A 901-nucleotide genomic window follows, 5' to 3' on the forward strand; every position below is an offset into this window, starting at 1 on the left:
ATGGTGCGGTCGAGAGGACTTGAACCTCCACGGTGTTAACCACCACTAGGCCCTCAACCTAGCGCGTCTACCGATTCCGCCACGACCGCGTATTAAGATGGAGCGGAAGACGGGATTCGAACCCGCGACCCCGACCTTGGCAAGGTCGTATTCTACCACTGAACTACTTCCGCATAAGTATTTAGAGATGCGGGTGAAGGGACTCGAACCCCCACGTCAAAGACACTAGATCCTAAGTCTAGCGCGTCTACCAATTCCGCCACACCCGCATATGAAATTACGTATTTAATAAAATATTAATGAGAAATGGTGAGCCATGCAGGGCTCGAACCTGCGACCCTCTGATTAAAAGTCAGATGCTCTACCAACTGAGCTAATGGCTCATTAAAATTTTAATGGGGCGGCTGAAGGGAATTGAACCCTCGAATGCCGGAATCACAATCCGGTGCGTTAACCACTTCGCCACAACCGCCATGAAAAAATGGTGCCGGCGAAAGGATTCGAACCCTCGACCCTCTGATTACAAGTCAGATGCTCTACCAACTGAGCTACACCGGCGCGTTATATGGTGGCTTTGGACGGAATCGAACCGCCGACACAAGGATTTTCAGTCCTTTGCTCTACCAACTGAGCTACAAAGCCATAAGTATTAAATTAAAAATGGCGGTCCCGACGGGATTCGAACCCGCGATCTTCTGCGTGACAGGCAGACATGTTAACCCCTACACCACGGGACCGTTTTAAGTCATATCGACTTTACCTATTTTAAAGGTCATTTTATGTAAAGTCAATAACTTTTTTAAAAAAATAAAGCCTGGCAACGTCCTATCCTCACAGGGGGAGATCCCCCAACTACTTTCGGCGCTGAGACGCTTAACTTCCGTGTTCGGCATGGGAACGG

At 48.9% G+C, this 901-nt stretch carries 8 tRNA genes and 1 rRNA gene; all 9 read right to left on the bottom strand.

Annotated elements, in window-relative coordinates:
* Position 1: 1 nt before the first annotated feature.
* Positions 2-89 (bottom strand) — tRNA-Leu (locus KNO75_RS14900).
* A 9-nt stretch (positions 90-98) separates the two neighbouring features.
* A tRNA-Gly gene (locus tag KNO75_RS14905) sits at positions 99-173 on the bottom strand.
* Positions 174-188: 15 nt separating this feature from the next.
* Positions 189-269 (bottom strand) — tRNA-Leu (locus KNO75_RS14910).
* 38 nt (positions 270-307) lie between these two features.
* Positions 308-383 (bottom strand) — tRNA-Lys (locus KNO75_RS14915).
* A 13-nt stretch (positions 384-396) separates the two neighbouring features.
* Positions 397-472, bottom strand: a tRNA-His gene (locus tag KNO75_RS14920).
* A gap of 10 nt (positions 473-482) precedes the next feature.
* Positions 483-558 (bottom strand) — tRNA-Thr (locus tag KNO75_RS14925).
* An 8-nt stretch (positions 559-566) separates the two neighbouring features.
* Positions 567-642: transfer RNA gene (locus tag KNO75_RS14930), tRNA-Phe, on the bottom strand.
* Positions 643-661: 19 nt separating this feature from the next.
* Positions 662-737, bottom strand: a tRNA-Asp gene (locus KNO75_RS14935).
* A 75-nt stretch (positions 738-812) separates the two neighbouring features.
* Positions 813-901 (bottom strand): 5S ribosomal RNA (rrf, locus tag KNO75_RS14940); the annotation flags it as partial.

Source organism: Exiguobacterium sp. s35 (assembly GCF_018617535.1).
Taxonomy (GTDB): Bacteria; Bacillota; Bacilli; order Exiguobacteriales; family Exiguobacteriaceae; genus Exiguobacterium; species Exiguobacterium aestuarii.